General features: G+C 65.9%; 21 protein-coding genes. 10 read left to right on the top strand and 11 right to left on the bottom strand.

What is annotated here, in order from left to right:
• Positions 1 to 20 precede the first annotated feature (20 nt).
• The 10 genes from PQU96_RS04415 to PQU96_RS04370 form a co-directional block, all read right to left on the bottom strand.
• Positions 21 to 686 (bottom strand): class I SAM-dependent methyltransferase, encoded by a 666-nt coding sequence (locus PQU96_RS04415; RefSeq protein ID WP_272771035.1) that lies wholly within the window; start codon positions 684 to 686, stop codon positions 21 to 23.
• A 64-nt stretch (positions 687 to 750) separates the two neighbouring features.
• The gene (locus PQU96_RS04410) at positions 751 to 930 is read right to left on the bottom strand and encodes a DUF3460 family protein (RefSeq protein WP_272771034.1); all 180 of its coding nucleotides are present in this window, start codon (positions 928 to 930) and stop codon (positions 751 to 753) included.
• 52 nt (positions 931 to 982) lie between these two features.
• On the bottom strand, positions 983 to 1783 hold the full coding sequence (locus PQU96_RS04405) for a hypothetical protein (protein ID WP_272771033.1): 801 nt from the start codon (positions 1781 to 1783) through the stop codon (positions 983 to 985).
• A gap of 29 nt (positions 1784 to 1812) precedes the next feature.
• Positions 1813 to 3519 carry a response regulator gene (locus PQU96_RS04400; RefSeq protein WP_272771032.1) on the bottom strand — a complete coding sequence of 569 codons (1707 nt, stop codon included), beginning with the start codon at positions 3517 to 3519 and terminating at the stop codon, positions 1813 to 1815.
• A 37-nt stretch (positions 3520 to 3556) separates the two neighbouring features.
• Positions 3557 to 5710, bottom strand: coding sequence for a UvrD-helicase domain-containing protein (locus PQU96_RS04395; RefSeq protein ID WP_272771031.1), 2154 nt, complete (start codon positions 5708 to 5710; stop codon positions 3557 to 3559).
• Positions 5711 to 5816: 106 nt separating this feature from the next.
• Complete coding sequence (locus PQU96_RS04390; RefSeq protein ID WP_272771030.1) at positions 5817 to 6047, bottom strand: DUF2061 domain-containing protein; 231 nt, start codon at positions 6045 to 6047, stop codon at positions 5817 to 5819.
• A 173-nt stretch (positions 6048 to 6220) separates the two neighbouring features.
• The gene (locus tag PQU96_RS04385) at positions 6221 to 7063 is read right to left on the bottom strand and encodes an isopenicillin N synthase family dioxygenase (RefSeq protein ID WP_272771029.1); all 843 of its coding nucleotides are present in this window, start codon (positions 7061 to 7063) and stop codon (positions 6221 to 6223) included.
• A gap of 273 nt (positions 7064 to 7336) precedes the next feature.
• Positions 7337 to 8119, bottom strand: coding sequence for a serine O-acetyltransferase (gene cysE, locus PQU96_RS04380; RefSeq protein ID WP_272771028.1), 783 nt, complete (start codon positions 8117 to 8119; stop codon positions 7337 to 7339).
• Between the two features lie 70 nt (positions 8120 to 8189).
• Positions 8190 to 9686: a ribonuclease G gene (rng, locus tag PQU96_RS04375; RefSeq protein WP_272771027.1), complete on the bottom strand. Its 1497-nt coding sequence runs from the start codon at positions 9684 to 9686 to the stop codon at positions 8190 to 8192.
• A 15-nt stretch (positions 9687 to 9701) separates the two neighbouring features.
• Positions 9702 to 10298, bottom strand: a complete 597-nt coding sequence (locus tag PQU96_RS04370) for a Maf family protein (RefSeq protein ID WP_272771026.1) — start codon at positions 10296 to 10298, stop codon at positions 9702 to 9704.
• A gap of 261 nt (positions 10299 to 10559) precedes the next feature.
• Here PQU96_RS04370 and PQU96_RS04365 point away from each other — a divergent pair, with 261 nt between their 5' ends.
• Together PQU96_RS04365 and PQU96_RS04360 are read left to right on the top strand one after the other, a co-directional pair.
• Positions 10560 to 12194, top strand: coding sequence for a methyl-accepting chemotaxis protein (locus PQU96_RS04365; protein WP_272771025.1), 1635 nt, complete (start codon positions 10560 to 10562; stop codon positions 12192 to 12194).
• A 73-nt stretch (positions 12195 to 12267) separates the two neighbouring features.
• Positions 12268 to 13002: a substrate-binding periplasmic protein gene (locus tag PQU96_RS04360; RefSeq protein ID WP_272771024.1), complete on the top strand. Its 735-nt coding sequence runs from the start codon at positions 12268 to 12270 to the stop codon at positions 13000 to 13002.
• On the opposite strand, the gene tcdA is transcribed toward PQU96_RS04360, so the two are convergent.
• Positions 12999 to 13775, bottom strand: a complete 777-nt coding sequence (tcdA, locus tag PQU96_RS04355) for a tRNA cyclic N6-threonylcarbamoyladenosine(37) synthase TcdA (RefSeq protein ID WP_272771023.1) — start codon at positions 13773 to 13775, stop codon at positions 12999 to 13001. The two genes, PQU96_RS04360 and tcdA, sit on opposite strands and share 4 nt — an antisense overlap.
• Before the next feature lie 172 nt (positions 13776 to 13947).
• Here tcdA and PQU96_RS04350 point away from each other — a divergent pair, with 172 nt between their 5' ends.
• From PQU96_RS04350 to PQU96_RS04315, 8 genes are all read left to right on the top strand, one after another.
• On the top strand, positions 13948 to 14172 hold the full coding sequence (locus PQU96_RS04350; RefSeq protein ID WP_189373350.1) for a hypothetical protein: 225 nt from the start codon (positions 13948 to 13950) through the stop codon (positions 14170 to 14172).
• A gap of 127 nt (positions 14173 to 14299) precedes the next feature.
• Complete coding sequence (gene ltaE, locus PQU96_RS04345) at positions 14300 to 15328, top strand: low-specificity L-threonine aldolase (RefSeq protein WP_272771022.1); 1029 nt, start codon at positions 14300 to 14302, stop codon at positions 15326 to 15328.
• On the top strand, positions 15325 to 16083 hold the full coding sequence (locus PQU96_RS04340; protein ID WP_272771021.1) for a sulfite exporter TauE/SafE family protein: 759 nt from the start codon (positions 15325 to 15327) through the stop codon (positions 16081 to 16083). Before ltaE ends, PQU96_RS04340 begins: the two co-directional genes overlap by 4 nt.
• Positions 16084 to 16256: 173 nt before the next feature.
• Entirely contained in the window at positions 16257 to 17090 is an 834-nt protein-coding gene (locus tag PQU96_RS04335; protein ID WP_272771020.1) for an NYN domain-containing protein, read from the top strand.
• 294 nt (positions 17091 to 17384) lie between these two features.
• On the top strand, positions 17385 to 19421 hold the full coding sequence (locus tag PQU96_RS04330) for a prolyl oligopeptidase family serine peptidase (protein ID WP_272771019.1): 2037 nt from the start codon (positions 17385 to 17387) through the stop codon (positions 19419 to 19421).
• 102 nt (positions 19422 to 19523) lie between these two features.
• Positions 19524 to 20780 carry a D-amino acid dehydrogenase gene (locus tag PQU96_RS04325; RefSeq protein WP_272771018.1) on the top strand — a complete coding sequence of 419 codons (1257 nt, stop codon included), beginning with the start codon at positions 19524 to 19526 and terminating at the stop codon, positions 20778 to 20780.
• A 141-nt stretch (positions 20781 to 20921) separates the two neighbouring features.
• A complete protein-coding gene (locus PQU96_RS04320) occupies positions 20922 to 22802 on the top strand; it encodes an MFS transporter (protein WP_272771017.1) in 1881 nt (626 codons plus the stop codon).
• A gap of 118 nt (positions 22803 to 22920) precedes the next feature.
• Positions 22921 to 23301 (top strand): cupin domain-containing protein, encoded by a 381-nt coding sequence (locus PQU96_RS04315; RefSeq protein ID WP_189373338.1) that lies wholly within the window; start codon positions 22921 to 22923, stop codon positions 23299 to 23301.
• Positions 23302 to 23389 lie beyond the last annotated feature (88 nt).

Below are 23389 nucleotides of genomic sequence, written 5' to 3'. Positions count from 1 at the left end.
TCGGTTCCGCGGCGCCGGCATCAGCGGCGGGTCAGCAGGGTCATGCCGTCGCCGATCGGCAGCACCGACATCACCACCCGCGGGTCGTGTTTCAGGCTGGCATTGAAGGCCTGCATCGCCCGTACTGCCGGCGGGTCACCCGGCTTGGGACTGACCACACGACCGCTCAGGAAAATATTGTCGACCGCGATCACGCCGCCGGGGCGCACCAGCTGCAGGCAGGCTTCATAGTACTGCGGGTAGCTGGTCTTGTCGGCGTCGATGAAGGCGAGGTCGAAGCTGCCGCCCTGGCCGTCGTCCAGCAGCATCTGCAGGGTCTGCACCGCCGGCTGCACGTAGAGCGCTATGCTGTCCTCGACCCCGGCCTGGCGCCAGTAGTCGCGGGCGATGGTGGTGAATTCGACGCTCATGTCGCAGGCCACGGTGCGGCCCTGCTCACCCATGGCCAGCGCCACGGTCAGCGCGCTGTAGCCGGTGAACACGCCGATCTCCAGGTAGCGGCGCACGCCGAGCAGCTTAACCAGCCAGGCGAGGAACTGTCCCTGCTCCGGCGAAATCTGCATCTTGGCCATGCGGTGGGTGGCGGTGAACTCGCGCAGCGCGGTCTGCACCGGGTGCTCGGTGACACCGATCTGCAGCAGGTAGGCGGCAAGCTGGTCGTCAACGGCGATGGTCGTGCGGGTCATGCTTTACTCCAGAAAAGCACAACGCCCTTGCGGGCGTTGGTCGGCGATACGGCGGGCGCAGTTCTCAGTCCGGCTGGTACACGTACGGCTTCTGCGGCACCTTGGACGCGTTCCAGCGGCGCAGGTCCTCCAGATCCAGCTTGCGATCCCACCAGGTCAGGCGCAGCTCGCGGCGTTCGCTGTCTACCTGCGGGTTTTTCGCCAGGAAATCGTTCATGAATTGGGTGAATTCGGACTGGTACATGGTATGACCCCGGAAAATGATGGCCCGATTGTACTGCAAAACCGCGCCGCGTTCAGCTGTCGGCGAGGGGAAGGCCGCGCGCCAGCCGCCAGCGGAACACCGCGCCGACCAGCAGCAGGCCCAAGAGCAGCAGCCACACCAGCAACAGCGGCAGCCACAGCGAAATGCGGAAATCGCTGGCGCGTAGTGGCCGCTGCAGGCCGAGCCAGTAGCGCTGCTCGCCGACGATCACCACCTCGCGCACCTGCAGCATCGCCGGCCAAGCCACCGCCGGATGCGCATCGCCCATCAGCTGCAGCGCACGGTCGATATCCGGCTCCGCCAGCGGCGGCAACCAGCGCTGCGGCCGCAACCACAGCGCGATGAAACGCCGGTCGCTGGCGGCCAGCGGGTAGATGCTCAGTAGCTGCGCCTGCTCGCCCTCGCCTTGCAGCATCTGCACCTGCGGCTGGCCCTGGCGCAAGCGGCCAAGGTTGGCCGCCACCGCCGGCTGCCGCGCCAGATCCTGCCACGGCACCACGCCGGCCCCCAGGCGCAGCGGCACCACCTGTGTCACCAGCAGGCCGTCCTCGCTGTCGCGCAGCAGCGCCACCCGCTCCAGCGCCGGAAAGCGCTGCAGCACCATGCCCGCCTGCCACGACGGGATACGCTCGCCGGGCGTGTCGGCGAACTGCTGCACCAGCTCCAGCAGGTACTGGTGCAGCAGCAAGAGGTCGCGCGTCAGCAGTGCGGACTGCTGCTGCGCCTGCCGCTGCAGCGCCTGCTCGGCGTCGGCACGGCTGGCCTCCAACGCCAGGAAGCCGCTGCTGAACACCAGCGCCAGCCAGCCCAGCAACAACAGCAGCAGCTGCACGCTGCGGCCAACCCTGGCCCACGGCGCGTTCAGAGCAGGAACTCCCGCTTGTCGTGCTTCTCGATCAGCAGCCGCCACGCCTGCATCAGCTTCTGCAGCTTGTTGTTGGTCGGCGCTATCTGCCGCACCTTCTGCAGGTAGTCGTAGGCCTGGCGCACGTGGCTTTCATGCCAGCCCTTGAGGTGCACCTGGGCGATGACCGCGTTGACCAGGTTCAGCATCAGCTGGATGCTGTCCGGCATTTCTTCCAGCGCCTGCCGGAACATGGCGATCGCCTTGTCGTGCTCGCCGGCCTGCGCCTCGCGCACCGCCTTGTTGTTGAGGTCGACCATGCCCTGCACGTTGTGCATGATCAGGTCGGCGCCGGCGTCGGCCATGCCCAGCTGGTCGAACATCGTCGACAGCCGCTGCAGCAGCTGCTCGTTGTCGTGGTTGTTGCGGATCAGTTGGCCGGCGACATCGTCGCCCATCGCCTTCTGCCCCTGCGCGTAGCAGCTGCGCGCGAATTCCATCTTGTCCTCGGCCGACAGCTTGTCCAGCTGCGGCAGGCGCTCGGCGGCGGACTGCAGCAGTCTTTCCGCTTGTGCCTTGTTGCCGCTGTGCTGCTGGATCTGGCTGTCGAGCACGTCGGCCATCCACTCGCCTTCCGGCTTGTACTTGTAGTCGCGGCGCAGCGAGGCCAGCGTCTTTATCGCCTCGCCCTTCTCGCCGCAGGCCAGCTGCGTGCGCGCCAGCGTCGCGTACAGCACCGGGGTGCGGTGCCAGCTGGCCTTGGACAATTCCAGCGTGGTGCCGTAGGCGTCCTTCGCCTGCGCCAGGTCGCCGTTTTGCAGCGCCACCTCGGCCAGCGCCTTGTGGCGGCGCACCGTCGCCGGCGCCAGCTCGGTGGCGCGCTTGAGTACCTGCTGCGCCTGCGCCAGCTCGTGGTTGTCCTGGTACAGCCGCGCCAGCCAGTCGTAGGCCTCCATCACGTGCTCGTTTTCCATCACGATGTGGTGGAACATCGCCAGCGCCGGCTCCACCTGCTTCAGCGCAGCCAGCGACTTGGCCATCCCCAGCTGCGCCCACGGCAGCTCGCGTATCTTCAGCACCTGCTGGTACAGCGCGCGCGCGCTGTCGTAGTCGCCGATCTTCAGACTCAGGCTGCCCTTCAGCTTCATGAAGTCGAGGGTGAACTCGCTGCGCTCGGCGATCTTCTTGTTGCAGGCGTCGATGGCGGCCAGGTACTCGTGGTTCATCAGCGCCTCGTCGACGAAGCGGAAGGCGTCGCGGCGGCGCATCGCGCGCTCCAGGCGCTCGGCCAGCACCTCGCCGGTGAAGGGCTTGAGCAGGTAGTCGTCCGGCACCAGCTCGGCGGCGGAGATCACCTTGGCCGCGCGCCGTTCGCCGCTGACGATCATGAACACGCAGGACTGCTTCAGCAGGTTGCGCTCCTTCGCCTCCTCCAGCAGGTACAGGCCATCGTTGCCGTTGCCGAGGTCGAAATCGCACAGCACCACGTCGAAGTCGTAGCGCATTAGCTTCACCAGCGCGTCGCTGGCCTTGCCGGCGTACTCCACCCTCTCGGCGCCGAACGAGGCCAGTGTCATCGCCAGCGCGCGCTGCATCTCCGGCACGCTGTCGACGATCAGGAACTGCTTCTTGGCGTAAGGATTGTTATATTCCTTGTGATGCCGGCTTTTCTGCACGCTGGTGATGGCGTTGAAGGTCGAAGTGTGGATCGGCTGCTCGCTCATGCTCTGAATTCCCCTTTTCCGCCGTGGCGGATCGCGCTTACTGGACGCTGAGTTTGTCTTTGGCGTAGCGCAAATCCAGCCACTTGATGCCGTGCTCGGCAAAATTGATCTGCAGGCGCACGTCGTCGCCGGCGCCCTCGGCATTGATCACCACGCCGTCGCCGAACTTGGTGTGGTGCAGGCCCTGCCCCATCTTCCAGCCGCCAAGGTTGGCCGCAAGCGGCGCCGCCGCGATGCGGCCCTGCGCGTAGCCGTCGCGCGCCGGCGCGGCCGTCTTTTTCACGGTAGCAGACAAGGTCTGCAACAGCTCGGCCGGCAGCTCGTCGACAAAACGCGAGCGGATCGGGTAGCGGCTCTGGCCGTGCAGCATGCGGCTTTGCGCGCAGGACAGGTACAGGCGCTTGCGCGCGCGCGTCATCGCCACGTACATCAGCCGCCGCTCCTCCTCCAGCCCCTTGCCGTCGTTCATGCTGTTCTCGTGCGGGAACAAGCCCTCCTCCAGCCCGCCGACGAACACCGCGTCGAACTCCAGCCCCTTGGCCGCGTGCACCGTCATCAGCTGTAGCGCGTCGGCGCCGGCGTCGGCCTGGTGGTCGCCCGCTTCCAGGCTGGCCTGGGTCAGGAATTCGATCACCGCCATCGCCGGCTCCTGCGGCATAAAGCCCAGCGCGGCGTTGACCAGTTCGTCGAGGTTGGCGAGGCGCTCCTCGCCGTCTTTCTTGTCGGCCTCGTACATCGCGCGCAGGCCGGAAGCGTCGATGATCAGGCTGATAGTCTCCGCCAGGCTCAGCGCCTCGCAGCGCTGGCGCAGGCTGTCGATCAGGCGCACGAACTCGGCCAGCTTGCCGGCGGTGCGGCCGCCGCCGGCGCCGCACAGCGCCTGCCACAGGCTGACGCCCTGCTCGCGGCTGGCGGTCTGCAGGTTTTCCACGCTGCGCGCGCCGATGCCGCGCGCCGGCACGTTGATCACGCGCAGCAGCGCGTTGTCGTCCTCGGGGTTGGCCACCAGACGCAGATAGGCCAGCGCGTGCTTGATCTCCTGCCGCTCGAAGAAGCGCAGCCCGCCGTAGATGCGGTAGGCGACGCCGCTCTGCACCAGCACGTGTTCGAGGATGCGCGACTGCGCGTTGGAGCGGTACAGCACCGCCATGTCGGCGAGATTCCAGCCGTCGCGCGCCAGTGCCTTGACCTCGTCGACGATGAACTGCGCCTCCTCGCCGTCGGAGTAGGCCTCGTACAGGCGGATCTTGTCGCCGGGGCCGGCGTCGGTCCACAGGCTCTTGCCGAGGCGACCGTCGTTGCGCTCGATCAGCGCGTTGGCCGCGTCCAGGATCGTGCCGGCCGAGCGGTAGTTCTGCTCCAGCCGGATCGGACCGCTGACGCCGTAGTCGGACAGCAGCGCGCGCATATTGCCGACCTCGGCGCCGCGGAAGGCGTAGATCGACTGGTCGTCGTCGCCGACCGCGAACAGCGCGTTGTCCTGGCCGGCCAGCAGCTTCAGCCACGCGTACTGCAGGCGGTTGGTGTCCTGGAACTCGTCGACCAGCACGAAGCGGAAACGGTTGCGATAGTGCTCGGACAGCGCGGCATTGCGGCTGAGCACCTCGTAGCTGCGCAGCAACAGTTCGGCGAAATCGACCACGCCCTCGCGCTGGCACTGCGCGTCGTAGGCGGCGTACAGCTCGATCAGCTTGCGGGTGTACGGGTCGTGCGCCGACAGCTCGCCGGCGCGCACGCCGGACTCTTTCTGGCTGTTGATGAACTGCTGCACCTGCTTGGGCGGGAATTTCTCGTCGGAGATGTCGAGGCTCTTCAGCAGGCGCTTGATCGCCGACGACTGGTCGCCGGAGTCGAGAATCTGGAAGGTCTGCGGCAGGCCGGCATCGCGGTAGTGCACGCGCAGGAAGCGGTTGCACAGGCCGTGGAAGGTGCCGATCCACATGCTGCGCACATTGACCGGGATCATCGCCGCCAGCCGCGTCTGCATCTCGCGTGCCGCCTTGTTGGTGAAGGTCACCGCCAGAATGCCGGCCGGACTGGCCTGTCCGGTCTGCAGCAGCCAGGCGATGCGCGTGGTCAGCACCCGCGTCTTGCCGCTGCCGGCGCCGGCCAGCACCAGCGCGCTCTTGGCGGGCCAGGTGACGGCGGAGAGTTGTTCGGGATTGAGTCCGGCGAGCAGATCGTTATTCATGGGGCAGGCTTCGAGGTGACGCGCAAAACGCCGATTCTACACCAGCACCCGCCCGCACAAGGTTGGCCGCAACGCATTGCGGCCAACCTTGTCGCCGCCGGCACGCTCAATGGGCGTGAAAAAAGCCGTGCCGGCCGGCGCTGGCACGCTCCGGCGCCTCCTGCCGCCGCGCGCGGATGCCGTCCCACACCTTCTCGTGAAAGTAGTAGGCGACGGTGTTCACCAGCGGCTCCACCAGGGCCAGCAGGCTGGCGATGCCGAGGCTGCCGGTCAGCAGCCAGGCGACCGAGAACGCCACGCTGAAGTGGCAGAGGGCGAAGGTGACGGTCTTGAGCATGGTGGCCTCCGGCTGGCGGGCTATGAATCACATGCTGATGATAGCCACCTACACTCAATAGCTAAAATTGAATGTTTTTAGCCAAACGATAGCTGTGAAGTATAAAAGAGCAGACCTCGCGATCTGCCCTCCGGCTTGCCCATCGTCTGCGGCCAACCTTGGCCGCCAGCGGATTACTGCTTCACGCCCAGCTCGCGCAGGCGCTCGTCGAGGTAGGCACCGGCGCTGTAGCGCGCCGACAGCACCACCTCGTCGCGCGGGTGCAAGAACAGCGGTAGCGACACGCGGCTCTTGCTGGCGCCCTCACCGGTGGGGTTCACCACGCGGTGTTGGGTGGACGGGTAGTAGCCCTGCGACGCTTCCTGCAGCATGTCGCCGATGTTGATGATCAGCATGCCGAAGTCGCACGGCACGTCGATCCAGTTGCCGTCCATGTCCTGCACCTGCAACCCCGGCTCGTTGGCGGCGGGCAGGATGGTGAGCAGGTTGATGTCGCCGTGGGCAGCGGCGCGCAGCGAGCCGGCCGGCTCCTGGCCGCTCAGCGGCGGGTAGCGCAGCACGCGCAGTAGAGTCTTGTTGCTGCCCTGGATCATGCCGGACAGCGGCTCGCTGTAGTTGGCCGCAATGTCTGCCGGCGTGTACTGCTCGACCCAGCCCAGCAGCTCGGCCGCCAGCGCGTTGGCAGTATCGTAGTAGCGCATGGCGTCGGCCTGGAGCGGCGCCGGGATGCGCCCCCACGGATAGACGTGGAAGTATTCCTTGATGTCCTTCTGTGTCGCGCCCTTGGCGGTTTCCGAGATCGCGGTGGAGAAGTAGCCGTCCTGTTTCTCGACCGAGAACGCGTAATCGTGCTTCTGCTCGCTGTCGAAGAAGGCCAGCCAGTCGCGATAGATGGTCTCGACCAGCTGCTGCGGGATGGGGTGGTTGACCAGCACGCCGAAGCCGGTTTCGTGCAGGCTGCGGGTGAATTGCTCGGCCGCATCGGCGGCACGGTAGTCTACAACGCGTACATTCATGGGAAGGGTTCCCTTGCGGAAAGTGACCGTCAGGCAATATCGGGACGGGACACCGCGGCCGATTTTACACAGCCGCGACCACGCACGAAAGCACCCGATTCAATTCGCCACTGTCATTTACGTTGCCCGCTACGCGGCATTTTTCACCATTCATGCCAAAAAAATAGCCAGCGCCGTGCGGCCAACCTTGCGGCACAGGCGCCGGCAGCCGGCGCCAGACAACAAAAACGGCAAGCCGCGTGGCTTGCCGTTCGGGGTGATGACGCGGTGCGCTTACACGCGCTGGTCCATGTCCAGCGCCGGTGTCCCCGGCCCCAGCTGCGCCACCACCTTGGCCGGCACACCGGCCACCGTGGTGTGCGCCGGCACGTCGTCCAGCACCACGCTGCCGGCGCCGACCTTGGCACACTCGCCGACACGGATGTTGCCGAGGATGGCGGCACCGGCACCAATCATCACGCCGTCGCCGATTTTCGGGTGACGGTCGCCGCGCTCCTTGCCGGAGCCACCCAGCGTCACGCCGTGCAGGATGGACACGTTGTTGCCGATCACCGCGGTCTCGCCGACCACCACGCCGGTGCCGTGATCCAGCATCACGCCCTCGCCGATGCGCGCCGCCGGGTGGATGTCGGCGCTCATTACCTCGGAGATGCGGTTTTGCAGGAAATACGCCAGTGTCTTTCTGTCCTGCTGCCACAGCCAGTGGGTGATGCGCTGGCTCTGCAGCGCATGGAAGCCCTTGAAGTACAAGAGCGGCGTGGAATAGCGGTCGCAGGCCGGATCGCGGTCGTAGCAGGCGCTGATGTCGGCGCGCATCGCGCGGCTGATCTGCGGATCGGCGGCCAGCGCCTCGCGGAACAGCTCCAGCAGCGCGCGGGCGTCCATCACCGGGCTGGCCAGCTTGCTGGACAGGTGGAAGGCCAGCACGTCTTCCAGCGTGCCGTGCCGCAATACGGTCATGTGCAGAAAGCTGGCCAGCAGCGGTTCGTCACGCACCGCCTGTTCGGTTTCCTGCAGGATGGCGAGCCACAAGGGATCGCGGTTTGCTTCGCTCATTTCTACTGCCTTTCTGTTGCTGCCGCCCCGTCCAAGGTGGCGGCAGCCTTGTGCTTTACAACAGCACCACTTACAGCAACACCACGTCGAACTGCTCCTGGCTGTAGGTGGCCTCCACCGACAGCGAGATCGGCTTGCCGATGAAGTCGATCAGCATCGCCAGGCTCTGCGATTCCTCGTCCAGCAGCATGTCGATCACGCTCTGCGACGCCAGGATGCGGAAGCCCTTGGCCTCGAAGCGGCGCGTCTCGCGCACGATCTCGCGCTGGATCTCGTAACACACCGTCTGCGCGGTCTTGATCTCGCCGCGACCCTGACACACCGGACACGGCTCGCACAGCACGTGCGCCAGGCTCTCGCGCGTGCGCTTGCGCGTCACCTCCACCAGCCCCAGGCTGGTGAAGCCGTTCAGCGTCACGCGGGTGCGGTCGCGCGCCAGCGCCTTGGCCAGCTCGGCCAGCACCGCCTCGCGGTGTTCGGCGTTATCCATGTCGATAAAGTCGACGATGATGATGCCGCCGAGGTTGCGCAGCCGCAGCTGGCGCGCCAGCGCCAGCGTCGCCTCCAGGTTGGTCTTGTAGATGGTTTCGTCGAAGTTGCGGTTGCCGACAAAGCCGCCGGTGTTGACGTCGATGGTGGTCATCGCCTCGGTCTGGTCGATGATCAGGTAGCCGCCGAACTTCAGGTTGACGCGGCGCGACAGCGCCTTCTCGATCTCGGTCTCGATGCCGTGCAGCTCGAACAGCGGCCGCTCGCCGCTGTAGCGCTCGATCTTGTCCACCGCCGACTGCACGTAGTTCTCCGCAAACTCGACCATCTTGCCGTAGTTCTCGGTGGAGTCGACGATCACCTTTTCGGTGTGGTCGCTGACCATGTCGCGCAGCACGCGCACCGCCAGCGGCAGATCATCGTACAGCAGGCTCTTGGCCGGCAGATGCTGCGACTTGTAACGGATGTCGGCCCACAGCTTGGACAGGTACTCGACGTCGGCACGCAGCTCCTCGTCGGTCGCCGTCTCGGCGCTGGTGCGGATGATGTAGCCGCGCGGGCTGCCGTCCGGCAGCAGCTTTTCCAGCCGCGCCTTCAGCGACAGGCGCTCGGCCTCGACCTCGATCTTCTGCGAGATGCCGATGTGCTCTTCCTGCGGCAGGTGCACGAGGAAACGGCCGGCGAGGCTGATCTGCGTGGACAGCCGCGCGCCCTTGGTGCCGATCGGGTCCTTGATCACCTGCACCAGCACGGTCTGGCCCTCGAACAGCATCTTCTCGATGCGCTGCGGCTCGCTCGGGTGCTGGCGCTGTTCCAGCACGTCGGCGATGTGCAGGAAGGCGGCGCGCTCGAAGCCGATCTCGATGAAGGCGCTCTGCATGCCCGGCAGCACGCGCTTGACCTGGCCGAGATAAATGTTGCCGACGATGCCGCGGCTGGCGGAACGCTCGATGTGCAGCTCCTGCACGATGGCGTCTTCCAGCACCGCGACGCGGGTTTCCTGCGGCGTAATGTTGACCAGGATCTGCTCTTTCGGACGCGGCAGGTCGCGTGGCAGGGGAATCGGTTGTTGCAGCATGGTGGCCTCTCGCGCTCAGGGCAGGGTGATGTCAAAGGCCGCCAGCAGTTGCGCGGTTTCAAAGACGGGTAAACCGACGACGCCGGTGAAGCTGCCGGCGATGTGCTGCACGAACACCGAGGCCTTGCCCTGGATGCCGTAGGCGCCGGCCTTGTCGAACGGCTCGCCGGTATCGAGATAGCGCTCGATCTCGGCGTCAGTCAGCAGCTTGAAGGTGACGTCGGTGCAGCTGGTGGCGATCTCGGTGCGTTCGCCCTCGCGGATCGCCACGCTGGTCAGCACCTGGTGGGTACGTCCGGAAAAGGCGCGCAGCATGCGGAAGGCGTCGTCGGCATCGGTCGGCTTGCCGAAGATCTCGCCATCCAGCACCACGGTGGTATCGGCCGACAGCAGCGGCCGCGACGGCAGCCCCAGCGCCATCGCCACGCTCCAGCCTGCGGCCGCCTTCTCCACGGCCAGGCGCTGGGTGTAACTGGCGGCATCCTCGCCCGGCTGCACCGTCTCGTCGATGTCGGCGTGCACGCGCTCCAGCTGGAAACCAAGTTGTTCGAGGATCTCGCGGCGGCGCGGGCTGCCGGAGGCCAGATAAAGACGGATCTTTCGGGAGTTCATGAGCGGGCTATCTGCAAAGGAAAACGCAATGGCCGCAAGATTACCAGAGCGGGCCAGAGCCGGATATGTTGGCCGCAGGCAGCGGCGCCGTCCGGCGGCAAGCGCGACCGTCATTTTCAGACAACATTAACAATGTCATTTAATTCAAAAATTGTTGTGACAAATCAGAAAAGTGGCAATATCGCGTCTCTGGTGCATAAGTCATGAAAAAATACTACCGCACACCGCATCTTCCCCCTGCGAAACAAGGATGGCGACCCCATGAAACTGCTGCACGACATCAGCCTGCGCACCAAGCTGGCCTGCCTGTTCCTGCTCCTGAACATCGTCACGGTGCTGGCATTTTGCACTCACACCTACCTGCGCAGCAGCGAACAGGCGATGGCGTTGATCGACACCCGCCTCAACGCCAGCGCACGAGCGGTACCGGCCCTGCTCGGCGACCAGTTCCTCGCCAGCATGTTCAGCCCCGGCAGCATCAGCCAGGCGCAGATGGTCAGCAACGCCCGCAAGCTGGACGCCTATGCCAAACAGTTCAATGTGGTGTACCTGTACCTGTTGTGGCAAAAGGACGGCAAGATCGTCTATCTGGCCGACGGCGCCGGCGAGAAGGAGCTGAAAGAGAACTCCTTCGGCCACCATCTGGAAGAGTACGAGCCCAGCGAAGGCCTGAAGCGCAGCTTCCGGCAGAACAGCATCGAATTCGACGAATACACCGACAAGTACGGCACCTTCCGCTCGATCTTCATCCCGCAGACCATAGGCGGCCAGCAGGTGGTGATCGCCGCCGACATCCTGCTCAGCGACGCCCTGGCCTCGCGCCAGCGCGTGCTGGAGGAAACCCTGCTCATCGGCGGCCTGAGCCTGCTACTCGGCACCCTGGTCGCGTGGTGGCTGTCCGGCCTGGTATCGCGCGCCATCCTGCGCATCTCCAGCCACATCGCGCTGCACGCCGAGGAGTGCCAGCTGAACGCCCCGCTGCACCCGCAGGGCCGCGACGAGATCGCACAGATCGCGAACAGCTTCAACCTGCTGTGCCAGCGTTTCCGCGACACCCTGCTCGACGTCGCCAGCCACGCGCGCGACACCTTCCACAGCGCCGAGAACGTGCGCCAGAACGCGCACGACACGCAAAGCTCCAGCAGCAGCAGCCGCGAGCAGCTGAGCCAGCTGGCACAGCGCAGCGAGCGCATCCACGGCCTGGCGGAAAACAGCCGCCACACCATCGACGAGGTACAGCAGCACCTGGAGTCGGTACAGCAGCAGCTGCAGCAGTCGCGCAGCCAGGTCGGGGTGATGGCGCAGGACATGCAAAGCCACGTCGCCGCCAACCGCGAGCTGGCGCAGCGCTTTGACGCGCTGTCCAGCGACGTGCAGCACATCACCCAGATCCTGCAGCGCATCGCCGGCATCTCGGAGCAGACCAACCTGCTGGCGCTGAATGCGGCAATCGAGGCGGCGCGCGCCGGCGAGGCCGGGCGCGGCTTTGCCGTGGTCGCCGACGAGGTGCGCAAGCTGGCCGGCCAGACACAGAACACGCTGTCGGAGACCGACAGCTTTGTCGCCAAGCTGCTGAACACCATCCACGACACCGCCGGCATCATCACCCACCAGGCCGACGAGGCCGCCACCCTGTCCGGCAACTCGACCGCAATGGAACAGGCGCTGGAACAGACGCGGCAGGTGCTGGCGTCGCTGGAAAGCCGCTTCGGCCAGATCGTCAGCGAACAGCAGTCCATCCGCAGCGACCTGCAGCAGATGCACCACGCCATGCAGCAGCTGGACCAGCAAAGCACGCAGCAGGGACAGACCAGCCAGCAGCTGTCGGATGAAGCCGGCAGCCTGGAGCAGACCGCGCGCCTGCTCAACCTGTCGCTGGCACGCTTCAAGATGTAACGGTCAGTTAGCTGTCATTTTGCTTTTGATCTAGTCTGGAGACTACGCCCCGCCAATGACAGAACGGTCCCGCATGTTGCGCCTGCTCCTGATCTGCTGCCTGTTCGCGGCCGGCGCCCATGCCGACATCGTGCGGCTGGCCGTCGGCCTCGCCAAACCGCCGTATGTCGAGGCGGGGGGCATGAGCGGGCTGGAGGCGACGCTGGCGCTGGCAACCTTGCGGCAGGCCGGCCACCAGCCACTGGTGGTGCAGCTGCCGCAGGCACGCGGGCTGGCGATGCTGGGCAGCGGCCGGGTGGACGCGATGCTCGCGCTGGTGCCGGGCGCGCTGGAGGGGATCTTCTATTCGCAGCCGCTGTTGCACTACCGCAACCGCGCCATCGTGCTGCAGGGCAGCGGCATCGTACTGACGCAGCTGTCGCAGCTGTCACAGTACCGGGTGGTGGCGTTCCAGAACGCGCGCCGCCTGCTCGGCGACGACTTCCGCCGCGCGGTGGAACGCGCACCCAACTATATCGAGCAGGGTGAGCAGGACATCCAGAACAGGATGCTGTTCAATCACCGCGTCGACGTGGTGATCGCCGACGAGCTGATCTTCCACGCCAACCCGACGCAGCGCGACCTCAACAACCGCAGCCAGGCGGTCGTCAGCTACGCGCTGTTCCCCAGCTCGCCGCGCCATGTCGGCTTCCGTAGCGAGCGCCTGCGCCAGGACTTCGACGCCGCGCTGCTGCAGCTGAAAAGCAGCGGCGAATACGAGCGTATCTACCGCTTCTACCGCGACAAATACCAGCTGCCGCGCGACTAGCGTTTGGCCGCGCGCGCCAGCTGGTTCAGCACCTGCGACGCGGCAAACAGGCCGAAGCTGGCCGTCACCACCATGCTGGCGCCAAAGCCCGCGCAGGACAGCCCCTGAGGCCCACGCGCCTCGTCCATGTCGCAGGCCGCCGCCTGCGGATACACCAGCGGCTCGGTCGAGTACACGCACGGCACGCCCAGCTTCTTGCCCGGCTCCCGCGTGAAACCATGGTGGCGGCGCAGGTTGTAGCGCAGCTTGGACAGCAGCGGGTCTTCCGTCACCTGCGACAGATCGGCCAGCGCGATGCGCGACGGATCCATCTGGCCGCCGGCGCCGCCGGAAACCACGAACTTCTGCCGCCGTCGCACGCACCAGGCCACGATCGCGGTCTTGATCTTCAGGCTGTCGATGCAGTCGATGATGTAGTCGTAGCCCTGCCCCAGCAGCGCTTCCAGATTGTCCTCGGTGACGAAGTCTTCCACCTCGGTCACCACGCAGGCCGGGTTGATGGCGCGCACGCGCTCGGCCAGCGCGGTCACCTTGGCCATGCCGTAGTACGGATCCAGCGCCGGCAGCTGGCGGTTGGTGTTGGACTCGGCGATATTGTCGAGGTCGATCAGCGTCAGCTGGCCGATGCCGCTGCGCGCCAGCGCCTCCACCGCCCACGAGCCGACGCCGCCGACGCCGATCACGCACACCCTGGCCGCAGCAAAACGCTGCAAGGCCGCGTCACCATACAAACGGGCAATACCGCCAAAGCGGCGTTCCAGATCGGCACTCATCTTCGCTCGACATTCATCAGGAAAAAACGGCCAAGCATACCGAAAACGCCCCCCTGCTGCCAAGGCGCCTCCTGCCGGCGCAATCCGTCCTTGCCAACACAAACCGTTGATCTACCATGAAAATTCTGCCACCCGCGTCCTGCGGGCGGCGCCGACAACCGGGAGATTGCGCATGAAGTTGCCGCGTTTTGACATCGATCTGGACAAGCACTACAAGGCCACGGTGGTGATTGCCTGCCCGCAGTGCAGCCACCAGACCCGCCAGCATCTGGCCAGCATGGCCCCCGACCAGCCGCTGCGCTGCAGCTGCGGCGCCGACATCAGCATGCCCGGCAGCGCGCTGGCGGCCGCCCGGCAACAGGCCGACGCCATCAAGGCCGCCTACCACGTTCGCTGACCCCGCGCGGAACACACTGATCCGAAATAGGCCTCTACAGGCTCGATGACGGCTGGCACAATCGTGTCATTGCCGATCAACCCCGACACGGCAGCCCCACGGCTGCCGTGTGTCATTGGAGCCCGCCATGTCCGTGCTTGACGTCCGCAGCGACACCGTAACCCAGCCCACCCTCGCCATGCGCCAGGCCATGTTCGACGCCGTGGTCGGCGACGACGTCTACGGCGACGACCCCACCGTGCGCGAGCTGGAAACGTTGGCCGCAAGCATCCTCGGCAAGGAAGCCGCGCTGTTCGTGCCGTCCGGCAACTTCGGCAACCAGCTGGCGCTGTACACCCACTGCCAGCGCGGCGACGAAGTCATCCTCGGCGACGACTGCCATATCGTGTGGCACGAAACCGGCGGCGCCGCGGTGATCGCCGGCGTGCAGCTGCGCACCATCGCCAGCGCCGACGGCGTGCTGCGCGCCGACGAGGTGAAAAAGCGCATCCGTGTCGGCGACGACATCCACTGGCCGCGTACCGGCCTGATCTGCGTCGAGAACGCACACAGCAACGGCCGGGTGATTCCGCTGGCCGACATGGCGGCGGTGTGGGACGTCGCTCAGCAGCACGGCGTGCCGGTGCATCTGGACGGCGCGCGCGTGTTCAACGCCGCCGTGCACCTGGGCTGCGACGTGCGCGACATCACCCGCTACAGCGACACGGTGATGTGCTGCCTGTCCAAAGGCCTGGCCGCGCCGGTCGGCTCCATCCTCGCCGGCCCGGCGGCCTTCATCGCCCGCGCCCGCAAGAATCGCAAGCTGCTCGGCGGCGGCCTGCGTCAGGCCGGCGTGCTGGCCGCGCCCGGCATCCTGGCGCTGACCGAGATGGTGGAGCGCCTGCCGGAAGACCACGCCAACGCGCGCTATCTGGCGGAGCAGCTGGCCGCGCTGCCCGGCATCGACGTCAATCTGGACGACGTGCACATCAACATGGTGTGGTTCCGCCTGCCGGACACGCTGGACAGCGGCAAGCTGATGGCGGCGCTGCTTGATGCCGGCATCAAGGCCAACGGCCCCGAGCACGGCCTGATGCGCCTGGTCACCCACTGGCAGATCGGCCGCGCCGACATCGACCGCCTCGTCGCCGTGTTCGCCGGCGTGCTGGCGGCATGACGCTCACCCTCGCGCTGGCGCTGTTTGCGGCGGCGTTTGCCGCCGGTACGCTCAACGCGGTCGCCGGCGGCGGCACGCTGATCACCTTCCCGGCGCTGGTCGCCGCCGGCCTGCCACCCATCGTCGCCAACGCCACCAGCTCGGTATCGCAATGGCCGGGCTACGTCGCCAGCAGCCTCACCTTCCGCCACGAGCTCTCCGGCCAGCGCCAGTTTGCCGGCATGAGCGGCGCCAGCCTCGCCGGCGGGCTGGTGGGCGCTTATCTGGTGACGGTGGTGTCGCCACGACTGTTCGACGTGCTGATCCCGTGGCTGATCCTGCTCGCCACCGCCATGTTCGCCTTCAGTGCCACCCTCACCCGCTGGATGGGCGCCCATGCGGCCAACGTTGGCCGCAGCACCGCCGCGCTGCTGGTCGGGCAGTTCGTGGTCAGCATCTACGGCGGCTTCTTCGGCGGCGGCATGGGCATCATGATGCTGGCGCTGTACAGCCTGTTCGCACTGGACACGCTGACGCGCATGAACGCGCTGAAAACCTGGCTGTCGGTGGTGATCTCCGGCGTGGCGGTAGTGACCTTCATCGTCGCCGGCATCGTCGACTGGCCGGTCGCCCTCGTAATGCTGGCCGGCACCATCGCCGGCGGCGTGGCCGGCGCCCGCCTCGCCCGCCGCCTGCCGGCCGTCTGGCTCAAGCGCGTGGTGGTGGCACTGGGCAGCGTGCTGACGCTGGCGTTTTTCTGGAAGGTGTATGGTTGAGGTGGCTGCGGTCAGCGAGGAGCAGGCATGATTGGGGAGCTATCGGCCAGACAACGGCAACACATCAACTAAGACAAACTCACATCTCGTTGGAATAGCAAGACGGCAATCAGCCAGAAGCGACCGTTTTCTATTTCTTACAACCAAACTATCGGGATGTCTGCTTTGGGGTAATGAGCCGAACCGAATTTGCCATTATCATTCCATCAGCTCATTTTCTAGATATCCAAACTATGAATATCCCCATCCCCACTACAGAGTCACGTGTTGCTGTACTTGTTGATTGCGATAACACCACGCCAGAGATTCTTGAATTCGCACTACTAGTAGTTGCCCAATTTGGACGCGTTGTTCTTCGTCGAGGTTACGGCAACCACAGTACGCTTGCTAAAACATGGCAGGAGGCACTTGTCCGTCAAGCTTTTACGCCATGCCTGCAATATCAATATGCGGCGGGAAAGAACACAGCAGACATTGCCTTGGCCTTAGATGCTCTTGAAGCAATGTTCGATCATCGAGCTGATAAGTTCTGCCTCGTGACTAGTGATTCGGATTTTGCCTATCTCTGCAGAAAGCTTAGAGAACGAGGAGCTACGGTTTGCATCGTTGGCGAGGCAAAAACACCTGAAGCATTACGTAATGCTAGTGACCAGTTTTATGAGTGGGTACCAACTCCGGATTCACACCCAGAGCCTGCTACAGCCAAAGCGGCTCAACCAAAGGTCGAGCAATCAAAGCCAGTCGCAGTGAAACGACGACCGAAATTAATTGTTGATGCCGTCGCACTGCTTGCCAGCAACACATCTGAAGGTTATGTGCATCTAGGAGCCTTAGGCTTATATCTCAAACGTACCGACCCCAGTTTTTCACCTGCAACCTACGGACACTCCGGTTTGCTAGACATGGTAAAAACATACGACCTTTTGGCTCTAAAACAAGAGGAAGGTGGGAATTACACAGTAGGGCTAAGCTCATTAGCGATGGCTGAAACCAACTCAGTTTCCTAGGTTCAGGCTGAGTCGCAGCCCCCCTCAGCAGATAACGCAGCCCCTTGCAAAGGAAGCGGTCAATGGCTACTTAGTCTCGGTAATGGGGATATCGCATCTGGGGCTAGTCGCGGCAACCAATAAACAAGATTCCGCTACCTGCACAAAATAGCCAATCCTCACGTTGACCATAGTCATACTAAAATACAAACCAACTGACAACTACACTCCCCTACATCCCGCGTGACCGCCGTCCCCTTCTGCCGCACAATCCCGCCATCGCTGCCCTTGCGGCCAACCTTTGCCTGTCCCGACATGACCGATCACACTTCCGATGACTTCCAGTGGCTGGAAAGCCTCGACGACGCCGCCGCGCTGGAATGGGTTGAGCGCCAGAACGACGCCACCCGTGCCCTGCTCGACAGCGACCCGCGCTTTGCCGGGCTGCAGCAGTCCATCCTCGCCAACCTGCGCGATACGCGACAGATTCCGTTCTTCGCCGAGTACGACGGCTGGCTGTACAACTTCCACCAGGACGGCGAGCATCCGCGCGGCATCTACCGCCGCTGCACGCTGGACGCCTACCGCGCCAACTCGCAGGAGTGGCAGACGGTGCTGGACATCGACGCGCTGGCAGCCACCGAGGAGGTGGACTGGTATCTGGACGGCGTGGCGCACTACACCGAACAGCCGGCGCGCGTGATGCTGAGCCTGACGCCGGGCGGCTCCGACGCCACCGTCAGCCGCGAGTACGACGTCGAGGCACAGGCCTTCGTCGCCGGCGGCTTCAGCTTCCCCTACGGCAAGAACCACATCGCGTGGCGCGACCTCAACAGCGTGTTCGTGTGCCCGGCGTGGGAGGAGTCGCAACTGACCCGCGCCGGCTATCCGCGCGAGGTGTGGCTGCTTGAGCGCGGCCAGAGCTGGGATGAGGCGCGCTGCCTGCTGCAGCTGGACGACGAGGCGATGATGGCGGCGGCGTGGCGTTTTCTTGACGCCGACGGCACGCCGTTCGACATGATCGAGGCCTCCGACAGCTTCTACAGCAAGACCTACCACCACGTTGCGGCCAACCTTGCGCTGACCGCGCTGCCGCTGCCGCCGCGCGCCGAGATCGAGGCCTACAGCCACGGCGACCTGATCGTGAAACTGGCCGAGGACTGGGAGGTTGCCGGGCAGAGCTACGCCGCCGGCAGCCTGCTGGCAGTAGCCTGCGACGCGGCCAGCGGCAAGCTTGGCCGCATCCAGCCGCTGTTCGTGCCCGGCGCGCGGCAATCGGTGGAGATGGTGGAGGCGACGCTGCACCTGTTGGCCATCATCGTCATCGACAACGTGAAGAGCCGCCTCGTGACGCTACGCCGGCAAGGCGCGGACTGGCTGCCGCACGCCAACCCGCTGCCCACCGGCGGCGTGATCGAGTTCGCCGACCAGCCGTGGCAGAGCGACCTCTTGTACTACAGCTACAGCGATTTCCTGACCCCGGCCGCGCTGTACCGGCTGGACCTGCTGGCAGGCGGTGAGCCGGAGGTGCTGCGTGCGCAACCGCTGGCCTTCGACGCGACCGGCTTTGTTGCCGAGCAGCTGCACGCGACCGCCGGCGACGGCACCGAGATCCCCTACTTCATCGTCCATCGCGGCGGCCTCGCCCGTGACGGCAGCGCGCCGACGCTGCTGTACGGCTACGGCGGCTTCGAAGTGCCGATGATGCCCTACTACATGGACAACTTCGGCCCGCAGTGGCTGGAAAAGGGCGGCGTGTTCGTGGTCGCCAACATCCGCGGCGGCGGCGAGTTCGGCCCCGCCTGGCACCAGGCGGCGCAGGGCATCAACCGCCAGGTCAGCTTCGACGATTTCATCGCGGTGGCGGAAGACCTGATCGCGCGCGGCATCACCAGCGCGCGGCGCCTAGGTATCGAGGGCGGCAGCAATGGCGGCCTGCTGGTCGGCGCCTGCATGGTGCAACGGCCGGAGCTGTTCAACGCGGTGGTGTGCGAGGTGCCGCTCCTGGACATGCTGCGCTACACCGAGCTGTTGGCCGGCGCCAGCTGGATCGACGAATACGGCGACCCGCAGGACGAGGACGAGCGCGCGGCGCTGGCGGCGTACTCGCCCTATCACCACGTCCGCGCCGACGCGCGCTACCCGCTGGCGCTGTTCACCACCAGCAGCAAGGACGACCGCGTGCACCCGGCGCACGCGCGCAAGATGGTGGCGCGCATGCAGTCCTTCGGCCACCAGGTGTTGTTCCTCGAAACCAGCGGCGGCGGCCACGGCGGCAATACCGGCCAGGAGCAAACCGCCGAGGAGCTGGCGCGGGTGCTGGTCTATCTCTACCGCCAACTGATGGATTGAACCCTTGCGGCCAACCTTGCGCTGGCCGCAAACCCACAGCCCCGTTACCATAGCCCGGCCCGTTTGCCGGGCTTTTCTTCACCTCTACACTCCGGAACGTTCATGAAGATCGTCGTCCTCGGTGCCGGCGTGGTCGGCGTCGCCAGTGCCTGGTACCTGTCCCGCGCCGGGCACGAGGTCACCGTCATCGACCGCCAGAGCGCCGCCGCGCAGGAAACCAGCTTCGCCAACGGCGGCCAGATCGCGGTGTCGCACGCCGAGCCATGGGCCAACCCGGCCACGCCGCGCAAGATCTGGCAATGGCTGGGACAGGAGGACGCGCCGCTGCTGCTGCGCCTGCGTGCCGATCCGGCGTTGTGGCGCTGGAGCTGGCGCTTCCTGCTGGAGTGCCGTGCGCGGCGCACCCGCGCCAATATCGGCCCAATCACCACGCTGGCGCAGTACAGCCGCAGCTGCCTGCAGGCGCTGCGCGCCGAACTGGCACCGCAGGGCGGCCTGCACTACGACCAGCTGCAGCGCGGCATCCTGCACCTGTACACCGACGCGAAGGAATTCGAACAGGCGCTGCACGCCGCCGCCATCATGCGCGACTACGGCTGCGACAGGCGCCCGCTGACGGCGGACGAGTGCGTGGCGATCGAGCCGGCGCTGGCCAGCGCGCGCGGCCGGCTGGTGGGCGGCGATTTCTCCGCCGAGGACGAATCCGGCGACGCCCAGCGCTTCAGCAGCCAGCTGGCAGCATTCTGCCGCCGCGCTGGCGTCAGCTTCCGCCTCGATACCGTCATCCGCCGCCTGGAGCGCGACGGCGACCGCGTCGTTGCCGCGCACACCGACAGCGGCGAGCGCATCACCGCCGACGCCTTCGTGCTGGCGCTGGGCAGCTACAGCCCGCAGCTGTTGCGCCCGCTGGGGCTGTCCTTGCCGGTCATTCCGGCCAAGGGCTACTCCGCGACGCTGACGCTGCCGGAAGACAGCGTCGCGCCGGTGACCAGCCTGACCGACGACCAGTACAAACTGGTGTTCTCGCGCCTGGGGCAGCGGCTGCGCATCGCCGGCACCGCCGAATTCGCCGGCTTCGACCTTGCGCTCAACCCGGTGCGCTGCGATGCGCTGCTGCGCCGCACGCGCCAGCTGTTCCCCGAGCTGCGCGACAGCGCGCCGCCGCAGTTCTGGTGCGGGCTGCGGCCGGTGACGCCGTCCAGCGTGCCCTTCATCGGCGCCAGTCGCTACCGCGGCCTGTGGCTGAACACCGGCCACGGCACGCTGGGCTGGACCATGGCCTGCGGCTCCGGCCGGCTGCTGGCCGACCTGATCGCGGGGCGCACGCCGGACATCGCCTTCCCCGCGCCGGCACTGTAAGCGCCTGTTCACGATCTGCTGCAGCGGATCTCAATGGGGCGATAGCGCGTTAAGCAGCGGGTGCGCGCGGCGGCAAAGGTTGGCCGCAACGCACACGCTGCCTTACCATGCAGCCATCGCCCACCCGAGACCCGCCGCACCATGTCGCACCACCCCAACCAGTTCGACCTGTTCCGCACCCGGCGCTTCCTGCCGCTGTTCGTCACCCAGTTTTTCGGCGCCTTCAACGACAACCTGCTGAAAAACGCGGTGATCGTGCTGATCAACTTCCACGGCATGCAGATGCTGGGGCTGGCGCCGGAGCTGATGATCCAGCTGGCGGCGGCGCTGTTCATCCTGCCCTTCTTTTTGTTCTCCGCCACCGCCGGCCAGCTGTGCGAGAAGTACGACAAGGCCGCCATCGCGCGGCTGGTGAAGCAGATGGAGATCGCCATCATGCTGCTGGCGGCGCTGGGCTTCTGGCGCAACAACGGTGTGATCCTGATGTCCACCATTTTTTTAATGGGCATACACTCCACGCTGTTCGGGCCGCTGAAATTCAGCGTGCTGCCACAGTACCTGCGCCCCGGCGAGCTGGTGGGCGGCAACGGCCTGATCGAGATGGGCACCTTCGTGTCCATCATCCTCGGCCAGGTGGCCGGCACCGTGCTGGTGGCGGCCGACGACAGCCGCATCAGCATCGTGCTGGCGCTCCTGGGCTGCGCGCTGGCGGGCCTGGCCGCGGCGCGGGCGATGCCGCCGGCGCCGCCGACCGCCGCCGCGCTGCCGATAGACTGGAACATGGCGCGCCAGACCTGGCAGATCATCAGGCAGGCCAGACAGAGCCGGCCGGTGTGGCTGAGCCTCTTGGGCATCTCCTGGTTCTGGTTCCTCGGCGCCATCTACCTGTCCAAGCTGCCGACCTACGCGTCCGAGGTGCTGGGCGGCGACGCCACCGTGTACACGCTGCTGATGACGCTGTTTTCGCTCGGCGTCGGCATCGGCTCGATGCTGTGCGAGAAGCTGTCTGGCCGCAAGGTGGAGCTGGGGCTGGTGCCCTTCGGCTCGCTGGGGCTGTGCCTGTTCGGCATCGACCTGTACTTCGCCACCCCGCCGCACCCGGCCGCCACGCTTAACTGGCTGGCCTTCGTCGCCGGCGCCGGCAACTGGCGGCTGATGGCCGACTTCGCGCTGATCGGCGTATTCGGCGGCTTCTACATCGTGCCGCTGTACGCGCTGGTGCAGTCGCGCTCGGCACCGGAATTCCGCTCGCGCGCCATTGCCGCCAACAACATCCTCAACTCGCTGTTCATGGTGGGGTCGGCGGCCTTTGCCGCGGTGCTGGCGGCGAACGGCGTCGGCATCCCGACGGTGCTGCTGATCGCGGCGCTGCTGAACCTGGTGGTGGCCGCCTACATCTACAGCCTGCTGCCGGAATTCCTGATGCGCTTCGTGATCTGGCTGCTGACCCACACCCTGTACCGCGTGCGTCATCAGGGGCTGGAACAGATTCCGGAGCACGGCCCCTGCGTGCTGGTCTGCAACCACGTCAGCTTCATGGACGCGCTGATCCTCGCCGGCGCGGTGCGCCGCCCGATCCGCTTCGTGATGGATCACCACATCTTCAACACCCCGCTGCTCGGCTTCGTGTTCCGTACCGCACGCGCGATCCCGATCGCGCCGGCGAAGGAAGACCCGCAGGCCAAGGCGCGCGCCTTCGACGAAGTGGCGGCGGCGCTGGCCGAGGGCGAGGTGGTGTGCATCTTCCCGGAGGGCAAGATCACCTACGATGGCGAGATCAACCTGTTCAAGCTCGGCATCGAGGAGATCGTGGCGCGCACGCCGGTGCCGGTGGTGCCGATGGCGCTGTGCGGCATGTGGGGCAGCTTCTTCTCGCGCCGCTACGGCAAGGCGATGCTCAGCTGGCCGCGCCGCTTCTGGTCGCGCATCGCGCTGAAGGCAGCGCCGCCGCTGGCGGCGAACGAGGTCAGCGCTGCCGCGCTGCAGCGGACGGTGACGGAATTGCGCGGCGACTGGCGCTGAGCCGCCCGGAAAATTTGATCACAATCAGGCGCCGTGGCTTGCCGCCACGGCGCGGCTGTGCCAAAGTGTCAAACATAATCAACACGTTGTAGAAAATAAGACTACAAAGGAGCGTGCCATGTCCAGCGCCAAAGATATCGTCCTGTTCCATCAGCAGGACATCACCCCGGATTCGTTTTCCGCGCCGCAGGAGCGTCGCCTGGCCGGCGAGTGCCAGCAGACCGTCGAGATGCACTACAGCGACCCGACCGGCCAGTTCCACGCCGGCCTGTGGTCCGGTGGCGTCGGCGCGTGGCGGGTGAAGTACACCGAGTGCGAGTTCTGTACCCTGCTGGAAGGCCGCGTGCGCATGCACGACGACAACGGCGGCATGGTCGAGATCGTCGCCGGCCAGCACTTCGTGATCCCGGAAGGCTTCGAGGGCATCTGGGAAGTGGTGGAACCGGCGAAGAAGACCTTCGCCGTGTTCGAGGAAGACCGCCTGGCGCGCAAGGACTGAGCCTGATCGCGCCCAAGGTTGGCCGCAGCGGCGTTGCGGCCAACCTTGGGGCCTTCCGGCGCGTGCCGCCGCGAAGCGCACAGCAAAA

This window comes from Vogesella margarita, assembly GCF_028548475.1.
Taxonomy (GTDB): Bacteria; Pseudomonadota; Gammaproteobacteria; order Burkholderiales; family Chromobacteriaceae; genus Vogesella; species Vogesella margarita.
This window is presented reverse-complemented; position numbering and strand designations above follow the sequence as displayed.

What these genes read in the sequence shown, in the direction of transcription:
- PQU96_RS04350 (WP_189373350.1), top strand. Translation starts at nt 13,948, where the DNA reads ATGAAGTTGCCGCGTTTTGACATCGATCTGGACAAGCACTACAAGGCC.
- PQU96_RS04315 (WP_189373338.1), top strand. Translation starts at nt 22,921, where the DNA reads ATGTCCAGCGCCAAAGATATCGTCCTGTTCCATCAGCAGGACATCACC.
- tcdA (WP_272771023.1), bottom strand. Translation starts at nt 13,775, where the DNA reads ATGAGTGCCGATCTGGAACGCCGCTTTGGCGGTATTGCCCGTTTGTAT.
- PQU96_RS04330 (WP_272771019.1), top strand. Translation starts at nt 17,385, where the DNA reads ATGACCGATCACACTTCCGATGACTTCCAGTGGCTGGAAAGCCTCGAC.
- ltaE (WP_272771022.1), top strand. Translation starts at nt 14,300, where the DNA reads ATGTCCGTGCTTGACGTCCGCAGCGACACCGTAACCCAGCCCACCCTC.
- PQU96_RS04400 (WP_272771032.1), bottom strand. Translation starts at nt 3,519, where the DNA reads ATGAGCGAGCAGCCGATCCACACTTCGACCTTCAACGCCATCACCAGC.
- PQU96_RS04395 (WP_272771031.1), bottom strand. Translation starts at nt 5,710, where the DNA reads ATGAATAACGATCTGCTCGCCGGACTCAATCCCGAACAACTCTCCGCC.
- PQU96_RS04335 (WP_272771020.1), top strand. Translation starts at nt 16,257, where the DNA reads ATGAGCCGAACCGAATTTGCCATTATCATTCCATCAGCTCATTTTCTA.
- PQU96_RS04320 (WP_272771017.1), top strand. Translation starts at nt 20,922, where the DNA reads ATGTCGCACCACCCCAACCAGTTCGACCTGTTCCGCACCCGGCGCTTC.
- PQU96_RS04370 (WP_272771026.1), bottom strand. Translation starts at nt 10,298, where the DNA reads ATGAACTCCCGAAAGATCCGTCTTTATCTGGCCTCCGGCAGCCCGCGC.
- PQU96_RS04365 (WP_272771025.1), top strand. Translation starts at nt 10,560, where the DNA reads ATGAAACTGCTGCACGACATCAGCCTGCGCACCAAGCTGGCCTGCCTG.
- PQU96_RS04340 (WP_272771021.1), top strand. Translation starts at nt 15,325, where the DNA reads ATGACGCTCACCCTCGCGCTGGCGCTGTTTGCGGCGGCGTTTGCCGCC.
- PQU96_RS04360 (WP_272771024.1), top strand. Translation starts at nt 12,268, where the DNA reads ATGTTGCGCCTGCTCCTGATCTGCTGCCTGTTCGCGGCCGGCGCCCAT.
- PQU96_RS04410 (WP_272771034.1), bottom strand. Translation starts at nt 930, where the DNA reads ATGTACCAGTCCGAATTCACCCAATTCATGAACGATTTCCTGGCGAAA.
- PQU96_RS04415 (WP_272771035.1), bottom strand. Translation starts at nt 686, where the DNA reads ATGACCCGCACGACCATCGCCGTTGACGACCAGCTTGCCGCCTACCTG.
- cysE (WP_272771028.1), bottom strand. Translation starts at nt 8,119, where the DNA reads ATGAGCGAAGCAAACCGCGATCCCTTGTGGCTCGCCATCCTGCAGGAA.
- rng (WP_272771027.1), bottom strand. Translation starts at nt 9,686, where the DNA reads ATGCTGCAACAACCGATTCCCCTGCCACGCGACCTGCCGCGTCCGAAA.
- PQU96_RS04325 (WP_272771018.1), top strand. Translation starts at nt 19,524, where the DNA reads ATGAAGATCGTCGTCCTCGGTGCCGGCGTGGTCGGCGTCGCCAGTGCC.
- PQU96_RS04385 (WP_272771029.1), bottom strand. Translation starts at nt 7,063, where the DNA reads ATGAATGTACGCGTTGTAGACTACCGTGCCGCCGATGCGGCCGAGCAA.
- PQU96_RS04390 (WP_272771030.1), bottom strand. Translation starts at nt 6,047, where the DNA reads ATGCTCAAGACCGTCACCTTCGCCCTCTGCCACTTCAGCGTGGCGTTC.